Source organism: uncultured Flavobacterium sp. (genome assembly GCF_963974175.1).
Classification (GTDB): domain Bacteria; phylum Bacteroidota; class Bacteroidia; order Flavobacteriales; family Flavobacteriaceae; genus Flavobacterium.
On record NZ_CAXBBR010000012.1, the window covers coordinates 53061 to 70412 of the forward strand.

The window sequence follows — 17352 nt, forward strand, 5'->3', positions numbered from 1 at the left end:
TTTCCATTTCTTGACATACTTTGCACAATTCATTTTTATTTCAGCAAATATTGATATTGTTTCATTTGATATTGCCAACCTTGATCTGAGCGCAGTGTTGAATCAGTGTTATTTGGTGTTTTTTTAATGTAATGTCCCGCTCCTACCACAAGCGCTTGAAATAATTAAAAAATATAAAGAACATCCTCTCTGTTTACAACGTGGCACTGTTTTACCTGTAGCTTCAAACCAAAAAATGAATGAATACGTAAAGGAGATTGCGATTCTTTGTGCTTTTCCCTTCACCCTTAATACACATATGGCTCGCAGGACCTTTGGAAGCACAGTAACACTGCAAAACAATGTACCAATAAATGTAGTAAAAGAAATGCTTGGACATTCATCCGTAAAGCAGACTGAAGCTTATGCTATTACAGAACAAGTTACTGTTGGTAGGGAAATGGCATTGCTTAATAAACGGATAAATAAAACGGATCCAGTAATGTGTGAGTCAGACCTAGCTATCCTCTCTAGATTAGAGAAAGAAATAAAAAAGATCAAGCAAAAATACAATGTATCTTAACTACTATTTCATAACAAAATAACAAGTTATCAGATACGAAATATTATATTTCTGTAAAAGGTAGCTGCGATCAGCACCACAAATAAAAGAGGTTACTTCCATCACCGAGTAACCTCTATTACTTTTAGATTAACTTCACTCCTAACTCCTGGATGGTATGAAGGTAAATATTCAATGTATCCTAAACTTTGTAGTTCTTTAAAATATTTATGATAAGTCGGTATCGTATTTATATGCGAAAGTGCCATGATCTTGCTACGACTAACTTTAATATTTTGTTTTTGTCTCTGCTTATATCCTAGAGTAAGGATAGCTAGCAACAGCGCGAAGTGCCAAACGTTTAATCTTGGATCTTCCATATATATTTGCAAAGAATTCATTAACCGATCATCGGAAAGTTTATTTGTGCCTTTCATCTGTAAAAAGTTTTAGTAGATCAACTTTATTATAGTAGTACGAGCCGAGTATTTTTTTAAATCGTATCTTTTGGGTCACTCTTAAATTTTGAACAGATCCTGGGGACATATTCATTAATGTTCTTACTTGCTTGCTTTTTATCCATTCTTGGTCTACTATTTCACCTCGGACTTCCTTCGTCTGTGTCATTAAAGTACCAATATTACCTAATAACTCCAAACCAAACTGCCTCAAATCTTCTTTTGTTATCATGTCATTCATAATCTCCTTTTATTAAAAATTTAAACAATACATCTCTCCCTTTTAATTTGAATTAGCTCTTTATTTTACTTACAGTTTTTTAAAACAGAAAGCTATTCAATTTTACAAAGTGCAATTCAGCAAATAGTCTAGTGCTACTTCTTTTACTCTAAAGTATGCAAATAAAACAAGTCGTTTATATATCTGATTAGCAATGGTGTTATTTGTCCTCTAATGGCAGTTCACATAACCTTATAGTACTATTCTAATATCCCTTTTTCAAAATTAACTTTTAGAACAGTCAAATCTATACTTCGCTCAATTTCAACTTAACTCCAATCCTCAAAGCACATTTATACTTCCGCTCTGCTCCAGCATAAAAGAGCTTAGTCGGATAATAAATAAAAGAATCTTGAAAATTTAAGCCGCTACCTACCCATAATTTTCAAGATCCTTTTACATGGCTTATATAGCCATACCCTTATCTTGTATAAATAGTTGATTGATAACGTTATATAATACTTATTTGAAGAGTCGCTTTATTCTTTATAACCATAAACAATCCTCTTTACAACCTTGCTTCCAGTCTATTACTATTCAAAAACCAGTATGCTTAATTGTCCCAATTCAAGAGCAAAGGTATTCTAGTGTTTTTAACGCAAAAAAAAGGTCAAGCCCTACGGGTTTATCAAAAAATCTCCACCCATACGGGTAGTATTTATTTGATAAAACGTTGTTTTTACTAAACACTAACCTTTTATGCTCTCGAAACGAAACATAGCATACTCCGGCTCTTTGGACGAATAAAAAAAATGTCAACAATGAAATTTAATACTATTTATATTGGAATTAGAGTGAAACAAAACAGCACCTCCTCTCATTACCGAATAAATTAATTTAAAAAATAAATCTAAAAAGTAAAAATTATGAATATCATCGGAAGATTAACAAGGGATGCGGAAGTACACACAACACCGCAGGACAAAAAAGTGGTGAGTTTTTCAGTAGCTATCAATGATAGTTATCGAAATAGGCAAGGCGAACGCATAGAGCAAACCAGCTATTTTGATTGCTCCTACTGGATAAGTCCAAATGTAGCAAAAATACTCCTTAAAGGGGCTTTAGTAGAGCTAACAGGAAGAGTAAGTACAAGAGCCTGGACTGCTAATAACGGGGAGCTTAGATCTAGTTTAAATTTTCACACCTCTACTGTTAAATTACATGGAAGTTATAAGAAAATAGGGCAGGCACAGACTATCATAAAACAAGAAAAGACAAAGGTCATTATAGAGGAGCCTGCAGATGATCTACCATTTTAACACTAAATACTTAATCATTTTTTCAACTTTTAAAATTTTAATATCATGGCACACAATTTAAATTTCAACGAAAGAGCTGGACGCTATTCCTTTTTTAGCGTACGAGAAAAAGCTTGGCACGGTTTAGGTCAAATAGTAACAGACTATCCAACAAGCGCCGAAGCAATTAACCACGCAGGACTTGATTATGAAGTGATAAAAAGTCCTCTTTATACCAACGCATCAAACATAATTAATCCTACTGACAGTTTAGGAATAAGGGACAATGAAGTAAACGTTCCCGATTATTTTGCTACTATCCGTACAGATAACAATGCTGTTTTGGGTGTCGTCGGTAAAGAGTATCATATTGTACAAAATCGTGAAGCATTTAGTTTCTTTGATGCTATTGTAGGTGGTACTGATGGGATTTTGTACGAGACTGCAGGCGCTTTAGGAAATGGAGAACGTATCTTTATTACAGCTAAATTACCGGACTATATTCGTGTTGGCAATGGTGATGATGTTACAGAAAAATATATTTTCCTCACTACTTCACACGATGGTAGCGGAAGCATTACGGCAGCTTTTACACCCGTTAGAATAGTTTGCCAAAATACACTAAACGCATCACTTCGTAATATGAGTAATGTAGTACGCATACGCCATACTTCGGGAGCAAAACAACGTTTGGAAAATGCACACAAAGTAATGGGATTAGCAAACGAATTTAGTAATCAATTAGAGGACATTTTTAATAATTGGGCAAAAGTGAAAGTGCACGATCATGAGGTTAAAAAAATGATACAATTCGCACTATGCCCTAACAAAGAAACTTTACAACATCTAAAAGCTGGAAATGAGGACGAAATATCTACAGTATTTAAAAATACCGTTGAAGATGCTTTTGCCTATGCTATGACAAGTGACTCACAACAAATGAACACGACAAAAGGAACTTTGTTTGGAGCTTACAACGCTGTAACAGGCTACTACCAAAATGTACGTAGTTATAAGGATAGTGAAGCCAAATTGCAATCCATTATTATGGGAGGTACTGCTCAATTAAAATCTCAAAAAGCTTTTGAAATCTGTACTAATTTTCAAAAACTGGGTGTGAATTGCTTCAATTAATACATTCTAATTAAAATTATAGACGGCCACTTCGCGGGTGACCGTCTATTTTATACAATCTTAAAACTCTAATTTAGCATAGAGTATATACTACAATTTTGAACTTCAAAAAGACCTTCCCTTCGAAATGGTCGGGAAAGTCTTTTTGAAGAAACTAGTTGAACCACTTCAGAAAAAAGTAATCAGTACGCAATGCTTCCATCTATTTTTTCTGAAAAGGTTCGAGTAAAATGATAGGATATTCTTTATCCTATTTACTTATTTCCACCTTCTTTTCTTTCCACAAAAGCGTCAAAAGAAAAGAAGCAAAAGAATGCCGCTTTATTATCGCAAATTTTCTACTTTGATTGGAGCTGGCCTCTTTTCGTTTGACTCCTTTTTTGAATAACTCCATAACATAAGGAGTCCAAAAATAATTAATCCAACGGAAATCCACTTTGCGCTTCCTTCTAAGAAAGTAGTAATTACTGATTTTTCGTAACTCGAAAATCCCTCTACTCCCATTGGACTCCGTCTGTGAAATTTTCGCCTGTTGATCCAATATCGAAGGCTTACACCTATAATTAGAGCAATTATACTTAAAAACAATGCAGGATTCATAATCAAATATTTATAAATTTCACTTGATAAATTTACAAAAAAAGCAACAAAATAAAAACAAGTTACTCATTTAACGATAGTTACGTAGTTTGTTTATAATACTAAAAATCAAAGTGATTGCTAAACTAGATCTAGTAAAGCAATCACTTCATATTAAGTTTTAATTATTACTCTAAATCTTCCGCTGTATGTTGCTTCTTAACTAACTTGGATTTAAGTAAGTGGCTATTTTTAATCTCCAAAACTTGCAATCGGCTACCATTTTTTTCATGGAGTTCTATGCGAAGTACTTTGTCATCAGCGATCGTAAATTGATCCAAAACAAAGACATTTCTAGAAACCGTTTTTCCTTCTACCTCATCGATAGCGCTATAAACTCTTATTGGATATTTAGTTACTTCCTGTACAACAGTGCGCTTCGCTTTCTTTTTATCTATCACTTTAAAACTGACGAAATCAATTGGAAATGAAACGAAGCTTGAATTCTTAATTTGTGTATAAAAATAAAATTTGTCATCATTAATATAAATACCTTTCAATAGAAATTCTATTCCAAATTTTCTGGTGCCAATTTGTTTTATAAAGTGCTTGTCTTGCTTATAAATCTCCTCCATTAATTCGTCGACCAATTTGGGCGAATTCGTTCCTAGTTCTTTAAACAAAATTGGTTTTGAATTCCACTCACGATCGGTCTTGACGGTTTTAGTTAAACTGTAATTAGTAACCCTAGGACATATATTGTAGGAGACATTAAAACTATAGAAGGCTCCGTCTTCCGTAATTACTGAAAAATTAGTTTCTTCTTCAAAATCGCGAACAAATGCCTTAACTCGCAAAACATTACCAGCATCCTCAGCCTTACTCGCAACCAAGTTAGTACTACCTAAATCTACGTAACGAATACCAGAGGGAAATAATAGATGTGTAGTTTTATCGAATGTTACTTCTATATCGTATGGCTCTATTATAGTTAGGTTTTTCTTTGCGCTTGTGCACAAGGCCTCCTGCCCATGCGTAATTGATGTGTATCCTAATATTAAAATTAGTATCATCAAAGTATTTTTTACAGCTGTTTTCATTTTATACCATTTATTTTTTAAACAATTATTTTTTTGATACTAGCAGCACTTGCAGTCCTGCTTTTAGGGTAACTTTTGGAATCTTAATTTTTTTTGAGAAATAATTTGAAACACCTTGAACTAATCCTCGGCTTAAATCCCCTGCAATTTGTTGTCCAGCAGAAGTTGACAGCATTATACTACTACCAGAAGTTTGTCCCATATTTGCTGCCATGTCGGTCATAGCGGTACGTTCTGGAGAATAAGGCACTACCAATCCCTGTTGTCCGTCCAAGCCATAGATAGTGAGCTCAATGGGGAGAATATTTCCCTCCAACTCAATAGAGCTAATTTTCAGTTGTAACCTACCTTGCTGAAACTTCGAATTTGCAGTTACTACAGTTCCGACTGGGATCGTTTTATTCTGTATCCTTGCAGGTTCCAATAAACGCAGGCTAACACTAGTTTCTTCGGAGACGAGTTGTGTTTCTTGAACAACAGCACGAATACTATTCTTTGCTTGCTGTTGTTGATTAGTATTGGTGAATGTACTATTACTAACCGCTACTACTAGATGTTCCTCGACTCTTTGCTCCAAGTTAGAAACGACATTTCGACTTTCTGGAATTATGGAAACAAAGGCTTCTTTTGGTGGTGAAGAAGTAACATTTGCCTTGCTTTCAGGCGATGCTGAATTGATCGGCAAATATTTAGCCGCCATTTGATACGATTTCTCCATTAACTCCAACTGATTATCAACAATATTAGTTGGTGTTTCTTCCTTTCTTGCCAGTTCTTCTTTTAGTTCCTCTAGTTGCTTGCGTAATTCCTGCGTTTCAGAATTATCATTATTGTAAAAACTGCCCAATGTGTTTTGTGCATTACGATAACTACTTAATGAAGCGTTAGTATTCCCTTCTTTTTCAGGAACATCTTGCAAAGATTCTTCTGTACTCCCTTCATTCCAGTAATCAGACAGCGATGTCAGGGCATTTTGTTTTTCTTGATTTTTCTGTTCTAATAATTCTTGTTCATAGGCTTTTTGTTTGTCATTTTCTAAACCAATAGTGGTAGCCTGAGGAACAGAGTCGTTAAGTCCTAGAATCTCAATATTTTTTATATTTTCTGCTGGTTTAAAAATCAAATACATACAGCCAAAAAATACTATCGCCATCAATCCAAAAATGATTGGCTTTTTAATTTTTTCGGCTTTACCCTCCCTACTCACTTCCAGTCCATCAGAAGCTGCATTTATACTGCCATCTGTAACATAGACTGCATTTTTCTTGTTTTCATTTTCTTTCATGTCTTTTCTTTTTTATAATTAGTACTAATGATCCCTCTAGCGATTGCTCACTACAGGAACTAAAACAAACTGATAAGAATACCAACTATGCTGATTATTAGATAGACAGTAAAGCAAACCATAATGTATGTATTCTGCTTCTGCAATGGAAGCATCCTCCATTTCACCTCAACTTCATTGATCCATAGGTTAATATTTGTTCGAATATGTTTCATCGTTACAATTTTAGCGTTCTATAATTTCTAGGTCTTTATTTTCCAAAACCGTAAACTTCTCCATATTGAAGCCTTGTGGATTGTTATCTGAACGAACGGAATTAACCAGATAGCAAGAAGTGACGAGATTCCTTTTTGTCACATTACTGGATCGAATGATGAACTGCTTAGAATACGTTTTCACAGCATAAGGATAGGTTTCAAAATCACAAACCACACTATCTGCTTCAAGTCGTTGTTGGACATTTCCTGAAATGATCCTATTGTAATATCCTTTTTCTGCTAGGTCTTTGTAATAATCAAAAGCACTTTTATCAGCAAGATTGAATGCTCTTTTCATATTATTGTCAATTGCATTTTTATCTGGAGCTAGTGTAAAGAAAAGCTCGTGAAACCGACGAACATGCTCACGAGCCTCTACAGGTCGATTGATCGAAGCATCCTGAGCAAGAGCCAACATTAGCGATTTTCCGTTGTCTAATACATAGACCTTCTGACGTTGCAATTCAGCGAATCGGTAAGATTCCCAAACAGCATAACCCGATATACCAACACACAGTACTGCAAATACAAAAGCGTAAAGCCTAATTTGACTGAAACTATTTTCGATGTTTCTTAAAGTTTTAAATTCCATTTCATCTTATTTTTAAATTGTTACTTCATTAGTTTACCGCCAATATTTCCAGCAACAGAGCCTGTACCAGCCCCTACTATATTCCCAGTTTTAGTAGTGGTTTGATTAATATTGCGAACAAAGTTTCCTGCGCCACCAGCCTGAATTATCCATCCAGTCACCGTAGGTATGGTAAAATACCCTATGATGCCAATAATCATAAATATGATATAAACTGTGCTTGATGAATCAGGGATAAAATTGGGATCAGATAAACTGTCAATATCCTTTTGGAGTATCAAGGATTGGATCTTGGACAACATCGCACTAAAAAGATCTGAAACGGGTAACCAGAGATACACACTAATATACCGAGTCAACCATTGCGTTAAAGTAGACTGAAATCCATCCCAGACTGAAATCGCAAATGCTATTGGCCCCAATATTGAAAGCACTATTAAGAAGAAAGTTCGTATCGTATCTATAACTAATGCAGCTGCTTGAAAAAGCACTTCTAAAAATTCACGAAAACTATCCCGAATCATTTTCTTAACTCCGTACATTTCTCTTTCGATATACATCCCAGATATGGTTGCCAAATCGGAAGGCGTCCATCCGAGTTCATCCAACTTTTTATCAAATTCTTCATCCGATGCTAAATAGGCTGTTTCAGGATTACGCAGCATCGCTTCTCTCTCCAATAGGTCTTTCTGCTGTTGTAAAGAATTCAAATCTAAAACTTGACTTTCTAATATGCTGTGCGTTCCTTGCACTACTGGACTAAGTACCCCATTAAGCGTTCCTAAAACAATCGTTGGAAAAAATGTAATACAAATACCCAAAGCAAAAGGCCTAAGTAACGGGAAGAAGTCTATTGGTTCGGCACTACTCAGCGCTTGCCAGACTTTTAATGCGACATAAAACAAAGCACCCAATCCAGCCAAGCCTTTAGCAACCGCAGCCATATCAGATGATAATGGTACCATCTCATCATAGAGCGAACGTAATACTTCATGAAGATTACTAAATTCCATGATTACCAATATTTCTGGTTAGCGGTTCCGTATAGATCCAATACTCTTTGGCTGTTATTAGCTTTCTTGGCTCGCAGATAACTAACCGAAATATTTTTATTCGTGAAATAACGAACCAAATTGTGGTACTCTTTTACTTTCAGATACACTTGGTCAATAATGTCCATTCGTTCTTTGTCATTGAGCGACAAGCTGGAAGAGTTTACAATTTGTTTTAGCTCCTTCAATAGTTCTGTGCTTTCGTTTAACAGTATGGAATACCCATTAGCAATAGCTGTTAATTCCTGCTCGTTGAAATTGGGATCGTTCAACATTTTCCCAAAATTGTTTACATACATTTCAGAAACATCACCAACAAGCAACACAGTCTGTTGCACTTTTCGAGCATCTTTTACCAGGTTGTTTACCGCCTTTAGTTTATCATAATATTCTTTACCTTGATTATACACTTTTTGAACTTCTTTAAAGTTGTTAATCATATTGGTCGCTGTGGTCGAAGTCTGTATAATCTGTCTTGCTGAATTGACTATTCCTTGAGCCAAATTTGTAGGATCTGTTACCACCCACTGTGCTTTAGCATTCGGCATGAAAGCGAATAAAATCACCATGCATATCATAATTTTTAAATTTTTCATTTCTATTCGTTTTTAAAATGTTTACTAATTGTTTTCTTGTTCCCTTTTCTCAAGAGCAATCCTCTTGATAGCCTGTTCTACATTTCCATCTAATTGGCTAGCCAGTTGCATCACTTCCAACTTTTCTGTTTCTTCAGTGGTGTAGGCTAGATATTCCTCGAAACTAACTTCTGTAGCATATACTGCCGAATGCGTTCCTCCTAGCCCAATCCAAACTTCTTTGTAGAGTCGCTTGGGATCATTGTTCATATTGATGGAAAGTACTTGCGCTTTTTCTTTTTCAGTTAGACCAAGCATGGCCTGGATATCGTCAAATTTGTTCATGTACTTTCTTTGATCCAGCAGTATTTTACAATCTGAATTATTGATAATACTTTCTTTTACAATGGGAGATTGGATGATATCATCTACTTCTTGTGTTACAACAATGGCTTCTCCAAAAAACTTTCGTACCGTTTTAAACAGGTACTTGATGTACTCTGCCATCCCTTCTTTTGCGATAGCTTTCCAAGCTTCTTCAATCAGGATTAGTTTTCGTACTCCTTTCAAACGACGCATCTTATTGATAAAAACCTCCATAATGATGATAGTCACAATTGGAAAAAGGATTTTATGATCCTTGATCGCATCTATTTCGAAAACAATAAATCGTTTAGAAAGTAAATCGAGTTGTTTTTCGGAATTCAATAGATAATCGTATTCACCTCCTTTGTAATAAGGTTCTAACACATTTAAGAAGTTGGCAATATCAAAGTCTTTTTCTCGTACTTTTTTATCTTCTAAGACTTGTCTATAATCTCCTTGTACAAATTCATAAAACCCATTGAAGGAAGGAAATTCATCCTGCTGCTTGATTCGTTCAATGTAACCACTCACTGCATTCGAGAGTGCCACTTCTTCGGACCGCGTTGGTGGTTCGTCATCCCTTTTCCATAAGGTCAATATCAAAGTTTTAATGCTTTCTCTTTTTTCAATATCGAATATGCCATCATCGGTGTAGAAAGGGTTAAAGGCTATCGGATTGTCTTCGGTATAGGTGAAATAAACGCCATCTTCTCCTTTGGTTTTTCCTTTGATTAATTCACACAATCCTTGATACGAATTACCTGTATCTACCAATAATACATGAGCTCCTTGTTCGTAATATTGCCTCACCATATGATTGGTAAAAAATGACTTCCCTGAACCTGATGGACCTAATATGAACTTATTCCTATTCGTAATAATACCGCGCTTCATCGGCAGATCAGAAATATCCAAATGAATGGGTTTTCCAGTCAGTCGGTCAGCCATCTTGATTCCAAAAGGAGAGGGGGAACTTTTATAATTGGTTTCTTCAGTGAAAAAACAAAGTGCAGGTGCTATAAAAGTGTAAAAGCTTTCTTCACTCGGAAAGTCTCCTGCATTACCTGGCATTCCTGCCCAATAGAGCGTCGCTACATCTGTAGTGTTGTGCCTTGGTTTACATTCCATCAACGCCAAAGCACTACCGGTGTCGTTCTTTAGTTGTTTTAATTCCACTGGATAATCTGACCATGCCATTACATTGAAGTGCGCTCGAATAGAAGCATGTCCAAAAGAATGTGCTTCGTTCAAATAGCGTTCGATCCATTCTTTATTGATTTGATTAGCCCTGCTATACCGTGCCAAGGAATGCATATTTCTTGCTGACTTCTCAAACTTGCGCAGGTTGTCTTCGCTGTTATCTAAAAAAAGATATTGGTTGTAGATGTGATTGCAACTTAACAACAATCCAACTGGCGCAGCAAAAGACAAGAGACAGTCACTTCTATCGGTGGACAACTTTTCGTAACGGGTTTCTGCTGCTACTGAACTCGGCAAATCATCGGTATCGGACAAGGTGTGCAGACAAAGCCTTTTGTTTCCTATGCGAACTTCTTCTCCTCCCAAAGCAATGTCTTGCAATGGTGTACCCTCCTCTCTTGAAAGACTTAGGTATTGTTCCAATAATCCTTGTTTGCTAGTTGTTCCAATAATATCTTCCTCGCTTAATCGTTCTAATTTTATAAAATCGGAATCGTTCACAATTCGCTCAAATTGCGCCACCGATTCCATAAAGCGAGAGATGGTTTCTTTATCTCTTAGCTCTTTTGGGATGAGCACTCCTTTGCAAAGCGAAGAAAAATTACTCTGCATTCGCATACGCTCTTTGGACGTTTTAGTTAAGAACAGATAGCAATAATGATTGAGAAACGGACGCTCATTAAAATGTTGCTGGTAGGACTTTGCCAAAAAACTCAAATCATCTTTGGCTATATCAGGAGCATATTTTTCCTTGATGTACCAATCCTGTTTGTGCACCACCGTATAATTAGGCAATGTTTTGATTGCCTTGTGCCATGCCGAATGAATGGCTTCGTATTCCGCAGAGGCTACTGTAAAAAGCTCTGGTAGCTGTACTCGAAAACAAGCGGTGATATCAGCATCCTTGGAGATAATACAATTATTTTCTACTGCTAGCAACGGAAACTTACTTTCCAGTGTAGTCGCCTTTGATTTATTTCTCATAGCTGATACATTTTAGAAGTCAACTGAAAATAGCGATGCACAGGCTTGCGACAGATGATATATCGTGGATGTCTTTTGTTCGCTCCCACTTTCATCAAACCATGTTCACCGTATTTTTTGTTCAGTGAAAAAGTTTGCCATACGAGTAGCGATCCACCACCGATTCCTATAAATAGGCACAGATAAGAATTGACTCCAGTCATGTACAAGATCATTATCAGGATAAGCATCCCGAGCAAACCACCTGCAAAGATGAACAGGTACTGCGCTTTCAGTCCTTTGAACTCCACCGTTCTTCCAATACCTTTATTAATATTATACGTATTCATAAGGCAAAAAATTATAGGAAGAAAGAGCGTAAAACAGTTGCCGCTACAATCAAAAAGATACAAGCTCCAAACCAACTGGCTGCAGTCTTACTCGTATCTGGATCACCGCTACTAAACTTGTTATAGACCTTCACGCCACCAATAAGTCCCACTACTGCCCCAATAGCATAAATAAGTTGGGTAGCAGGATCAAAATAAGAAGTGACCATTTGCGTCGCTTCTGTGATGCCTGCTGTTCCATTTCCTTGTGCCATTGCACTAATTGTTGATAGTACAGCCACTACCAACACTACTTTTTTAACTTGATTTCTCATGATTTGAAAAAATTAAATTGTTCTTTATTCCTGTACTTTACGGGAGTATGGAACAAATATCATTTGGAAACAGTTGCTGTTTAATATGTTGTCGTTAAGTGGAGTTATTTGGCAGAAGAAGACTTGACAACTTAGTTTGTGATAGTAAAAATCACTAAATTTGGGTAATCAATATTATGATATTTTAAGTTGCAATATGCAATACAGCGTGATGAAAGACTAATAATTAGAAAAGAACGTTTTTAAATGTTGATGAAGAAGATAGAATAAATTAAAATGACAATCCACAAGCTTTAACTATTGCTCATAATTATAAACTTATGTTCGAAACATCTTTGGATAAAATAACTACAAAAATTACAGTAAGGCTTAAAGAATCTTCAAGAAATATCTATATAGGAAGTGGAGTATTATATTATCAAGACAACTTTAAAGACAAAATTTACGTCCTTACAGCTTCTCATTGTCTCTTCGCAGATGGAGATGCATTCAAAGACCAAAGAATCGAAATCTGCATAGACATTCTAAAATCAGATTCTACAGAATATGAGACTATCAAAGTACAAGTAAGTAGAGAATTATTATTTACCGATATAACTAAAGATGTCGCTGTTTTAATTTTAGATAAAAAAGAAGTTGAAAATATTATTGGTATAATTCCAAAAATTTCACCTGTAAAAGAAAGAAGCAATTATAGTAATTTCATAACTAAAGGGTTTCCAAACGCTACTTATGGAAAAGAACTTGCAACTTTATACCCAACTTGGGTGCACGGTATAGATAATCAATTTCAATTACAACTACATGAAGACTATTCAAAATATTCAATTGAGGGCTTTTCTGGGAGTCCAATTTATATAATAGCTGAAGACGAAATTTATCTATATGGGATTTTCACTAGATTCAGACCTGAAGAAAAAGGGAAAGTTATCTATTGCCAATATATTGAAATAATTAACGAATTGTTATATAAACAATATCTACCAAGTATAACTTTTGGATATTTTGGCAACTACGGATTAACATCAGAGTTCTTTACTAAGCATATTCTGAATTCTATAAAAGATTTAGGGCCTAGATTTAATGAAGATTTAAATTTTCAATTACCAATTGCAAAAATTTTCAACGATATTGCTAAAGATGATTATTTCTTCAAAAGATTTTTAAATATCGTTGATAATTGGATAGTAGAAAAAGGCTATAGACAATTAAATGATAATATTCATCTTGATAAAATTGAGAAAGAATATGATAGTGTCAAACAGAAAGCTATTAATTGGATTAAAACGTTAGAAAATTCAATTATCCAAAATATTGATGTAAAATGGCTGTTGGAAAGTTTAGAAAAACTCAATGATTGTATTGACGATAAATCTCAAGAAGTCTATAAATTGAGAAGGGAGGAAGAAGAAAAAAATAAAAATATTAAACAAGATCACACTTATCGAACTCCTTATGAACAAGAAACAAGCAGATTAAGAGAAATAAAACAATCTAATAATGATTTTATTAATGATATTTCAAATAAGGTACATGTTAATCTTGCGAATAATCCTTATTTAATAATTAAAGGAGATGCTGGAAACGGGAAATCACATTTATTAGGAGATATCGCAAAGACTAGAATAAAAAGGGGGTTACCAACTCTTTTATTACTTGGACAACAATTTAATAGTTCTAAAGATATTTGGGAAAACATTAAATCCAATTTATCCGTCAACTGTACAAATAAACAATTACTAGAAACTTTAAATAATATAGGGAAGCAAGTTGGCTCAAGGGTTTTGTTTTTAGTTGATGCAATCAATGAAGGAGCAGGTGCGGATTTATGGAATTCTAGAATTGCAAGTTTTATTAATGAATTTACCAACTATCCTTTTATTGGTTTAGTTCTAACAATTAGAACAACCTATTTAGATTTTGTAATTCCGGAGAATGTTAGAAAAGATGCTAAGATAACTTTTAAAACTCACGAAGGATTTAAAGGCAATGAATATGCAGCTCTTAAATTATTCTGCGAATTTCACGGACTAAAACAACCTAACTTTCCAATATTAGCACCTGAATTTACAAAACCGTTGTTTTTACAATTAATCTGTGATACAATTAAAGACACACCCGAAAAAACATTTCCGCAGGGTTTCCAAGGAGTAAGTAGTATTTTTCAAATTTATATTGATTCAATAAATCGTAAGTTTCAAAACAAACGCGATGAGTATAAATATTGTAATGTTGTTTTAGACGCAATTCACAAAGTAGCATTTGCAAACTACAATAATGAAAATAACTCTTTACTACTCAAAGATGTTAGACAATTGCTAAAAACAGAATTTCCAGACCACAAACTTTTATTAAATGATTTAATAGAAGAAAGTATATTCATAACAAATCCACAAACAAACTATAAAACAAATCAGCAAGAAGAAGTAATATATTTTGCATACCAACGATTTGGAGATTTTTATATTGCCGAAGAGTTATTAAAGAACTTTAATAATTCAGATAATGTCATAAATAGTTTTAAAAAAGAAAATAAGTTTGGAAAATTAATTAGCGATAGAAACGGATATTGGTATAATGAAGGTATTCTCGAAGCTTTTTCTATTTTGTTACCAGAAAAATTCAAGTTAGAAATATTTGAAGTTTATAATTGGTATTTTGAGAATGACGAAATTGATAAATTTCATAAATCACACATCATAGGAGTATTAAATAGCTTTTTACTAGACAGCTTAAATTGGCGAAAGATTGAAAGCATAGATAATGAAAAACTTGTAAATTGGTTCAGAGGAGAATATTTTAGAGTTTCTGAAGATGACTATTTTTACAAGTTGATTGAATTATCAACTATTAAAGGGCATCCATTTAATAGTGATAGATTGTTTAGAATATTGAAGAGTTATAAAATGCCAGTGAGAGATAGCTTTTGGCAACAGCATTTACGATATTTTAGTAGTTATGATGACAATGAAAATGGTTATCCCATTCGTCGCTTAATTGATTGGGCTTGGACACCAGATATTTCTAACAAGTTAGATTTTGAAACAACTAGATTGACAGCTCAAACACTAACTTGGGTTTTATCCTCTACCAATATTAAATTACGTGATCAAACGACAAAAGCAATGGTTAATCTTTTAGAGCAACAACCTGATGCTCTAATATCAATTTTAAAATCATTTAAAAATATTGATGATTTATACGTATCTGAAAGACTGTATGCTATAGCCTATGGATGTGTTTTAAGAACTGGAAACGTAGATTCTATCAATAAAATTGCTTTAGTTATTTATAATTATATTTTCAAAAAAGGAATACCTCCAAATCATATTTTATTAAGGGATTATGCAAGAAATACGATAGAATATGCTTTATATAAAAATCCTAAACTAAAAATTGACATAAGTTTAATAAGACCTCCATATAAAAGTAAGCTACCCAACAGACTGCCTTCTAAGGAAGAAGTATTAAAATATAGCGTTCCATATGATGACCCTAAATCTAAAAAAGATTATAGATTAACGAACAATAGAATATACCATTCAGTAACAGGTTATGGTGATTTTAGTAAGCATATTGATGGTTGTTTAGATGACTTTGCCCCAACAAGTTTTACGTTTGAAATAGAATATAATTTATTTTATAAATCATTAAATAATAGTAAAAAGAAGTTATTACGAACAATAATTGAAATTTTAAAAACAAAAGCTTCATTAAATAAAAATAAGTCTCTTTTCACATATAAATATGGTGAAGATAAACACAAATCTCAATTAAAAAGTATTGATGAATTTTTAGATAAAATGTTGAATTTTATTGATGATATTTTTGATTCTAACGAAAAACTGTATTTGTTGGAAAAAGTAATTCCATTTTTAGAAGCAAAATATATATCTGCAGATTGGAAATTAAATAAAAGGGATATTAATTCTTTCAAATATTGGATTATAGATAGAGTATTTAAACTTGGGTTTAATGCAAAAATTCACGGTCAATATGATGATTCAATTTCACGTTATACTTCAAGAAGCGAAAATACTATTGAGCGAATTGGAAAAAAATATCAAAGAATTGCTTTTTTTGAAATTTTAGCTATGATTTCGGATAACTATAAATTAAATAAATTTAGTTGGAGTAGTGATAAAAAATATGAATTTTTCAAAGGTCCTTGGCAAATTTATATTCGAGATATAGATCCTGCTTTTACTTTAAAAAATCCAGAGGAAAATGAAGAAAAAGATGATTTAGGAATTTTGAGCGAAAAAAAAGAATGGTGGGAAGATTTAGATTATAAATATTGGAATCAAACTAATTCTGAATGGATTGAAAAACTAGATGATTTGCCAATAGTAAAAGATATTCTTGAGAAAAATGACTCTAAAAATAATGAAAGTTGGCTTTTTTTGAAAAAAATTGTTTCTTGGAATGAACCAAAACCAATTGGTGAAGATAAATATGATGTTCAACGTAAAGAGATCTTTTATAAAATTCAAGGTTATTTAATAAATAAAAAAGATAAGAATAAAATACTAAATTGGCTTGTTTATCAAAATTTCTGGGGAAATTGGATGCCAGAAAGTAGTGATTATAGTAAATTAATAAATAGAGAGAAATTTTGGTCACCTGCATATTTAGATAGTGATAAAGAAAATAAATGGGAGATAATTCGTGATACCAACTTTAAGCTTATAATTGCCTCTTCAAATGCTCTTGGAGAAATGAGTGATGATAAATCAGATGCTCATTTTAGTTATGATATGCCTTGCGAGACAATATTTAAAGGAATGGATCTTCAATATGCACCAATTGATGGACAATTTAAAAATGAATTAAATGAAATAATCGTGACCAACAAAAACTATAAAGGTCTAATGATAAAAAAGAAAGAATTTTTAAAGTTTTTGGATGTAAATAATTTAGATGTAATTTGGACAGTACTAGGTGAAAAAATGTCTTATCAATCAAGTAGACATACTAATTTTCACAAGGAGTTAAGCGGTGTTTATTACTTTGAAAATGGCATTATTAAAGGTCAAATTAAATCTTTAGAAGAAGAAAGTTTTTAAAA

General features: G+C 33.5%; 13 protein-coding genes and 1 pseudogene. 4 read left to right on the forward strand and 10 right to left on the reverse strand.

Features of this window, described 5'->3' with window-relative positions; genetic code table 11:
- Positions 1–133 precede the first annotated feature (133 nt).
- Positions 134–562: pseudogene (locus AAC069_RS15485) on the forward strand (tyrosine-type recombinase/integrase); the annotation flags it as partial.
- Between the two features lie 399 nt (positions 563–961).
- Here AAC069_RS15485 and AAC069_RS15490 read toward each other — a convergent pair.
- Positions 962–1240, reverse strand: coding sequence for a DNA-binding protein (locus AAC069_RS15490; RefSeq protein WP_339921343.1), 279 nt, complete (start codon positions 1238–1240; stop codon positions 962–964).
- A 905-nt stretch (positions 1241–2145) separates the two neighbouring features.
- On the opposite strand from AAC069_RS15490, the gene AAC069_RS15495 reads away from it, so the two are divergent.
- Both AAC069_RS15495 and AAC069_RS15500 read left to right on the forward strand, forming a co-directional pair.
- Positions 2146–2538, forward strand: a complete 393-nt coding sequence (locus AAC069_RS15495) for a single-stranded DNA-binding protein (RefSeq protein ID WP_339921344.1) — start codon at positions 2146–2148, stop codon at positions 2536–2538.
- Positions 2539–2583: 45 nt separating this feature from the next.
- Positions 2584–3651, forward strand: a complete 1068-nt coding sequence (locus tag AAC069_RS15500) for a DUF932 domain-containing protein (protein WP_339921345.1) — start codon at positions 2584–2586, stop codon at positions 3649–3651.
- A gap of 324 nt (positions 3652–3975) precedes the next feature.
- Here AAC069_RS15500 and AAC069_RS15505 read toward each other — a convergent pair whose 3' ends face one another.
- From AAC069_RS15505 to AAC069_RS15545, 9 genes are all read right to left on the reverse strand, one after another.
- Positions 3976–4251 carry a molybdenum ABC transporter permease gene (locus tag AAC069_RS15505; protein ID WP_339921346.1) on the reverse strand — a complete coding sequence of 92 codons (276 nt, stop codon included), beginning with the start codon at positions 4249–4251 and terminating at the stop codon, positions 3976–3978.
- 167 nt (positions 4252–4418) lie between these two features.
- Positions 4419–5303, reverse strand: a complete 885-nt coding sequence (traN, locus tag AAC069_RS15510) for a conjugative transposon protein TraN (protein WP_339921347.1) — start codon at positions 5301–5303, stop codon at positions 4419–4421.
- Positions 5304–5355: 52 nt separating this feature from the next.
- On the reverse strand, positions 5356–6615 hold the full coding sequence (gene traM, locus AAC069_RS15515; RefSeq protein WP_339921348.1) for a conjugative transposon protein TraM: 1260 nt from the start codon (positions 6613–6615) through the stop codon (positions 5356–5358).
- Positions 6616–6840: 225 nt separating this feature from the next.
- Positions 6841–7464 carry a conjugative transposon protein TraK gene (gene traK, locus AAC069_RS15520; RefSeq protein WP_339921349.1) on the reverse strand — a complete coding sequence of 208 codons (624 nt, stop codon included), beginning with the start codon at positions 7462–7464 and terminating at the stop codon, positions 6841–6843.
- A 20-nt stretch (positions 7465–7484) separates the two neighbouring features.
- Positions 7485–8477 carry a conjugative transposon protein TraJ gene (traJ, locus tag AAC069_RS15525; RefSeq protein ID WP_339921350.1) on the reverse strand — a complete coding sequence of 331 codons (993 nt, stop codon included), beginning with the start codon at positions 8475–8477 and terminating at the stop codon, positions 7485–7487.
- 2 nt (positions 8478–8479) lie between these two features.
- Positions 8480–9112 carry a DUF4141 domain-containing protein gene (locus tag AAC069_RS15530; RefSeq protein WP_339921351.1) on the reverse strand — a complete coding sequence of 211 codons (633 nt, stop codon included), beginning with the start codon at positions 9110–9112 and terminating at the stop codon, positions 8480–8482.
- 24 nt (positions 9113–9136) lie between these two features.
- Positions 9137–11641, reverse strand: a complete 2505-nt coding sequence (locus AAC069_RS15535; protein WP_339921352.1) for a TraG family conjugative transposon ATPase — start codon at positions 11639–11641, stop codon at positions 9137–9139.
- Entirely contained in the window at positions 11638–11970 is a 333-nt protein-coding gene (locus tag AAC069_RS15540) for a DUF4133 domain-containing protein (protein WP_339921353.1), read from the reverse strand. The genes AAC069_RS15535 and AAC069_RS15540 overlap by 4 nt, the downstream gene beginning before the upstream one ends.
- Before the next feature lie 11 nt (positions 11971–11981).
- Positions 11982–12284: a DUF4134 domain-containing protein gene (locus tag AAC069_RS15545; protein ID WP_339921354.1), complete on the reverse strand. Its 303-nt coding sequence runs from the start codon at positions 12282–12284 to the stop codon at positions 11982–11984.
- 320 nt (positions 12285–12604) lie between these two features.
- Here AAC069_RS15545 and avs2 point away from each other — a divergent pair, with 320 nt between their 5' ends.
- Entirely contained in the window at positions 12605–17350 is a 4746-nt protein-coding gene (gene avs2 / locus AAC069_RS15550) for an AVAST type 2 anti-phage system protein Avs2 (RefSeq protein WP_339921355.1), read from the forward strand.
- Positions 17351–17352 lie beyond the last annotated feature (2 nt).